The 5,947-nt window shown below is 47.1% G+C and carries 5 protein-coding genes and 1 pseudogene; 5 read left to right on the forward strand and 1 reads right to left on the reverse strand.

Annotated elements, in window-relative coordinates; genetic code table 11:
• Positions 1-376 (reverse strand): annotated as a pseudogene (locus CVN76_RS23870) (ABC transporter substrate-binding protein); the annotation flags it as partial.
• Positions 377-512: 136 nt separating this feature from the next.
• Here CVN76_RS23870 and CVN76_RS23875 point away from each other — a divergent pair.
• The 5 genes from CVN76_RS23875 to CVN76_RS23895 all read left to right on the forward strand — a co-directional run.
• Complete coding sequence (locus tag CVN76_RS23875; RefSeq protein ID WP_100533305.1) at positions 513-1,553, forward strand: FecCD family ABC transporter permease; 1,041 nt, start codon at positions 513-515, stop codon at positions 1,551-1,553.
• Entirely contained in the window at positions 1,550-2,578 is a 1,029-nt protein-coding gene (locus CVN76_RS23880; RefSeq protein ID WP_232732445.1) for a FecCD family ABC transporter permease, read from the forward strand. The genes CVN76_RS23875 and CVN76_RS23880 overlap by 4 nt, the downstream gene beginning before the upstream one ends.
• A 417-nt stretch (positions 2,579-2,995) precedes the next feature.
• Entirely contained in the window at positions 2,996-3,445 is a 450-nt protein-coding gene (hutP, locus tag CVN76_RS23885) for a hut operon transcriptional regulator HutP (RefSeq protein ID WP_061140629.1), read from the forward strand.
• A 114-nt stretch (positions 3,446-3,559) separates the two neighbouring features.
• Positions 3,560-5,077, forward strand: a complete 1,518-nt coding sequence (gene hutH / locus CVN76_RS23890) for a histidine ammonia-lyase (RefSeq protein WP_100533307.1) — start codon at positions 3,560-3,562, stop codon at positions 5,075-5,077.
• Positions 5,078-5,364: 287 nt separating this feature from the next.
• The coding region (locus CVN76_RS23895; RefSeq protein ID WP_232732171.1) for an amino acid permease at positions 5,365-5,947 on the forward strand (583 nt) is incomplete at its 3' end.

A 5,947-nucleotide genomic window follows, 5' to 3' on the forward strand; every position in this document is an offset into this window, starting at 1 on the left:
CAGCTTCGAATGGAAGGTCGTGTGGAATGGTAGGAATCCCATCAAGGTCCTTTTGTAAATACCCTTGAATGCTTGCTCCATCTTTTACACTCCATTGCGCGACTGGTTTAACACCCAATGTGACAAGATTATCTTCAAGGTATGACGCGATGACACGCTTCGGCTTGGCCGGAATCGTGACTTTATGTCCCATTGCATCCGTTATCGTTCTTGTCTTCACTTCTTCTTGGTTATCTTTATTGGAAGTTTGATCCGTTTTATTTGTCGAAGATTGGCTATCCTTCGCTCCTTCATCACCACAGGCAGCCAATGAAATGGCTAACAGTCCAGCGCCCAAAAGTTGCAGCATTTTTTTCTTGCTTATCACGTAATACATTTAAATCCCCCTAAAGATATGATAAAATAATCTATGCATGATAATGATTCTCGATTTCAATTAATTTAAATATAGAAATCATTCATTGTCAATCGTTATTTTTTAGGGATAATCCCTCTGGAGAGTAGTTGTACAGATGAATTCAAAAACAAAAATCGACAAGGTACCGCTAAATACATATAAAAATAGAGTAACCAGCTTGGTCATCATGATAGTGGGCCTTGCATGCTTACTCGTTTCGATTATTGCTTCAATCAATCTCGGTGCCGCCGATTTGAGCTATCGTGATGTATATAATGCATTATTTCAATTTGATGAAGACAATCCCGCTCATACGATCATTCGCCAATTAAGATTTCCGCGGGCAATCGCTGCAGTGTGTGTAGGAGCTGCGTTAGCAGTCTCAGGGGCAATCATGCAGGGAATGACGAGAAATCCATTGGCTGATCCTTCCATACTGGGAGTAACCGCCGGATCATCGTTTTTCATTGCGATTGCGCTTGTGGTCATGCCGGGTATAACGTATCTGGGCTTAATGATGTTCTCTTTTGCCGGTGCAGGGTTGGGCGCAGCATTGGTTTTCGGAATCACATCGTATTCAAGGGGCGGCATAACGCCTGTCAAGCTCGCACTCGCCGGCTCGGCGATAGCATCCTTGCTTAGCTCGCTTTCAACTGCGGTCGGGATCAAATTCAATATTTCAAAAGATATCAGCTATTGGTTTGCCGGAGGGGTTTCAAGTGTGCAGCCACAGCATGTTTTATTTACGCTTCCATTTATAGTGGTGGGGATATTGGTAGCTTTGGTTCTTTCCCGCTCCATTTCCATTCTTAGTTTAGGGGAAGAGGTGGCAAAAGGACTTGGGCAAAATACCGGAATCGTGAAGCTTATAGGAATGATTGCGGTCCTGCTGCTGACCGGAGCTGCAGTATCGATTGCAGGCATGATTGGGTTCGTAGGCCTGGTCATTCCTCATATCACCAGGTTTTTGGTCGGGAATGATTATAGGCTGATCATCCCTTGTTCCGCCATTCTCGGTGGCGTGCTATTGCTGGTTGCCGATATCGTCGGACGGATGGTGAATGCTCCATTCGAGACGCCTGTCGGGGCCATCACAGCTCTCATTGGCGTTCCCTTTTTCCTTTATTTAGCTCGTAAGGAAGGGAGGGGATTATGATGCCGAAGCAATCCGGCCCCAATGAGGGACGCTTTAAGAAACTGCTTGCCTTAACAAGTATTTTAACCATAATTGTATTTTTCATCAGTATTAACGCAGGATACCTCAAGATTCCGCTGATGGATGTTATATCAACATTATTAGGAAATGGCACTGCTGAAAATGAATTGACCATTTTCGATTTCCGTTTGCCAAGGATCGTCATGGCGATCCTTGTAGGAATGGGGATTGCCGTTTCGGGAGCAATTTTACAGGGCGTTTCCCAAAATCCATTAGCCGACCCTGGCATTTTGGGCATCAACGCAGGAGCAGGATTCACGGTCGTCCTTTATATGTTCTTTTTCCAGGGCACTGCATTCTTCAATGGCGGATCTTCCGTTTTCATCATGCCCATCACAGCCTTGATTGGTTCTTTCATTGCCGCGTTTTTGATTTATGTTCTTTCCTGGAAAAAAGGCCAGGTGACGCCTGCGAGGCTATTACTGGTCGGGATCGGCATCAATGCCGCTTTCGGTGCAGGTTTGGTCATTTTCCAGATGAAAATGGAACCGAACAATTTCATGAAGGCATTAATCTGGCTATCGGGAACGATTTGGGGCACGAACTGGACGTTTGTCTGGGCGTTATTACCGTGGTTGGTTGTCTTGATTCCTTTCGCCATTTATAAATCAAAAGTATTGGACGTTCTGCGGTTAGGTGATTCAATCGCCATCGGCGTCGGCGTACGGATAGAAAAGGAACGCAGGTTATTATTGATGGTTTCCGTCGCACTGGCTGGTGTATGTGTTTCAGTGGGCGGGGGCATAACCTTTTTAGGTCTGATCGCCCCGCATATGGCGAGAAGGCTAGTGGGGGGGACACATGCAAGATTATTGCCATTGACTGCAATCCTGGGTGCTTTATTGCTGTTATCCGCCGATACATTGGGACGGGTCATCATGGCCCCGATGGAACTGCCGGTGGGGATCATCGTGTCGATTCTTGGAGCTCCGTACTTCATTTACTTGCTTGTGAAAAACATTTAGCTATTGAAGTTGTGCAAGGGTTGTACCATATAAGCTTAAAAGTTACTGCTCTTTTAAAATGTAATCTTTGAAAAGACATTTCTAAAAAGCTGCGCAGCTGGAAGGAGATGCCGTCTGATATTCCAGGCGGCATCTTTTTTGTTCCAAAGCGGAGTCCCGGACCGCCCGCGGAAAGCAAGATTAACATTGTACTTACACTGAATGAAGAGGAAAGAGAGGACAAATTAAAAATCCTCCACTCCAGGCGGCAGTCGGGGTTTTCAGGAAGCGAAGCCTGTAGCCCGAATATGCAAGAGGTGTGATGAATATATCGCAATAAAAAGAAATCTGAAAAAGAGGTTGACCGGACGGCTTGTACCCGCTTACAATAATATTTAGTTATTAGTCAATTTAGAAAATTGAAAATGAGGTCCTTGCATGACTAAGGAATTCGACAGAAGAATCGGGCGCCATGCAATCATGTACGCGTTTGCGGAAGAAGAGGAAGAAATTTCATTAACGAATGATTTAAAGCGAATGGATTGGCTTTATGGTAAAGGGAAGGTCGGTTCGATGGAGCTGCAGAAAATTGTGGCAGCCATCGAGACATCAGCGAAAAGGCTGGGACTGGTCAATCCCGATATATATCGTGAAATGCATGCGCTGTACCATGCGATCATCGAGGCATTGCATGGGGTGACTCGAGGCCAAGTCGAGCTTGGCGGTCTATTGAGGACGGCGGGCCTTCGGTTTGCAATCGTCCGAGGCAGGCCCTTCAAGAACGGTGATGAGGGCGAATGGATTGCAGTCGCCGTGTATGGAACGATCGGCGCACCGGTCCGGGGATTCGAGCATGAAGCGGTTGGCTTGGGAATTAACCACATTTAAATAATTAAAAGCCTATAGTTAATTAGTGAATTAGGGGGCTGTATTGATGACTGGATAAGTCTGTCAATATGGCCTCCTATTTGTTTGTGAAAAAAGGATAAGGGGTGCAGGAAAATGATTACGTTAACAGGCCAAACTTTAACGATTGAAGATGCGAAGCAAGTATTGTATGGAGAGGCATTCGTCACGGCATCAGCCGATAGTGTCGAGAAGGTGGAAAAAAGCCGGGAAGCGGTTGAGAATATCGTGAAACAAAAGAAAGTCGTCTACGGGATTACAACAGGTTTCGGAAAATTCAGCGATGTGCTGATTGATGCAGGTGATGCAGAGCAGCTGCAGTGGAATTTGATCCATTCTCACGCATGCGGTGTAGGCGAACCATTTCCTGAGGTGGTTTCAAGAGCGATGGTCCTTCTCCGTGCCAATGCGCTCTTAAAAGGGTTCTCCGGGGTGCGTCCTGTGGTAATCGAACGCTTGATCGAGCTTTTGAATGCCGGGGTCCATCCGGTCATCCCTCAGCAAGGTTCACTTGGGGCGAGCGGCGACTTGGCGCCTCTTTCCCATTTGGCGCTTGTATTGATGGGGGAAGGCGAAGTGTTCTACAAAGGTGAACGAATGGAGGCGATCACCGCATTATCGAAAGAAGGGATTCTGCCGCTGACGCTTAAAGCGAAAGAAGGATTGGCATTAATCAACGGAACGCAGGCGATGACGGGGATGGGCCTGGTCAATTATATCGAAGCGGAACAGCTTGCCCATCAAACGGAGGCGATTGCTTCCTTGACGTTAGAAGGGCTGCGCGGCATTGAAGACGCCTTTGATCCGGATGTTCATCTTGCCCGCGGTTATCGCCAGCAAACGGAGGTCGCGGAAAGGATTCGCCGCATGATCCATGGCAGCCAGCTCATCACTAAGCAAGGGGAGCTCCGGGTACAGGATGCATATTCGCTTCGCTGCATTCCGCAGGTTCATGGGGCATCATGGCAAACTCTCGATTATGTCAAAGAAAAACTGGAAATTGAAATGAATGCTGCAACGGATAATCCGCTTATCTTTGATGATGGTGAAAAGGTGATTTCAGGCGGAAACTTCCATGGCCAGCCGATAGCGTTCGCGATGGACTTCATGAAAATCGCCATTGCCGAGCTTGCGAACATTTCCGAGCGCCGGATCGAGCGACTCGTCAATCCCCAGTTGAATGATTTACCGCCATTCCTGAGTCCGTCGCCTGGCTTGCAATCGGGAGCGATGATCATGCAATATTGCGCCGCTTCACTCGTCTCTGAAAATAAGACACTCGCCCATCCGGCTAGTGTGGATTCCATTCCATCTTCAGCGAATCAGGAAGATCATGTAAGCATGGGGACAATTGGATCGCGGCACGCGCATCAAATCATCCAAAACGTCCGCCGCGTTTTGGCGATAGAGCTCATTTGTGCCCTGCAAGCGGTGGAGTACCGCGGAACGGAAAAGATGGCTCCATTCACAAAGGATTTTTATACGGAAGCAAGAAAGATCATTCCGAGCATTACACAAGATCGCGTCTTTGCTAAGGATATTGAAGCAGCGGCTAGCTGGTTACTTGAAATCGACTGGAATTCGTTCATTCATGGGTCCTTGCCCACCACATAATGATATGGCGGTTTTCTTCTGGATGCTAGGCCCATGAGCCCCTTACCGGGTTTTTAGGCCTGGCAACGTTTGATAAAGTACATAGTTCCTAAAAACCCGAAAGTATCTTCTTGATTAGAGAAAAAGACCTGGATGCAATGAGAATCGACAAGATCTTGAGAGATTAAAAATGCATGGTTGGAGGGGAATTTAATTTGGAAAATCGCCAATTGCAACTGCCCGGTAAAAATGAGCAAAACGAGCCGCCACATTCTTTGCAAAGAAAACTGAAAGCGCGCCATCTGACAATGATTTCATTAGGCGGTGCGATTGGAACGGGGCTCTTCCTCGGAAGTGGCCCGGCCATCCATTCGGCAGGTCCTGGCGGGGCGTTGGTCGCATATGCCGTCATCGGCATCATGGTATATTTCATCATGACAAGCTTGGGTGAATTGGCATCATTCATGCCAGTCAGCGGTGCTTTCAGTACATATGCTACAAGGTTCATCGATCCCGCCCTCGGATTTGCGCTTGGCTGGAACTATTGGTTCACTTGGGCGATGACGCTTGCCGCGGAACTATCTGCCGCAACGATGGTCATGAAGTTCTGGTTTCCGCACAGTCCATCATTTTTATGGAGTTCCATGTTTTTAGTTTTGATATTCCTATTGAATTACGTATCCGTTAAAGGATATGGAGAAGGGGAATATTGGTTTTCACTCATCAAGGTCGCGACCATCATCATCTTTATCGTGGTCGGTATACTGATGATCTTCGGAATCATGAACGGAGAGGCGATCGGTTTTAAAAATTTCACGGTAGGTGACGCGCCGTTCGCTGGCGGGTTCTTGGCGACATTGGGAATTTTCATAGCGGCTGGTTTTTCTTTTC

Source organism: Bacillus sp. mrc49 (genome assembly GCF_002803435.1).

Bases quoted from the DNA above. Each gene is read 5' to 3' on its own strand.
- CVN76_RS23875 (WP_100533305.1), top strand. From the start codon at position 513: ATGAATTCAAAAACAAAAATCGACAAGGTACCGCTAAATACATATAAA.
- CVN76_RS23880 (WP_232732445.1), top strand. From the start codon at position 1,550: ATGATGCCGAAGCAATCCGGCCCCAATGAGGGACGCTTTAAGAAACTG.
- hutP (WP_061140629.1), top strand. From the start codon at position 2,996: ATGACTAAGGAATTCGACAGAAGAATCGGGCGCCATGCAATCATGTAC.
- hutH (WP_100533307.1), top strand. From the start codon at position 3,560: ATGATTACGTTAACAGGCCAAACTTTAACGATTGAAGATGCGAAGCAA.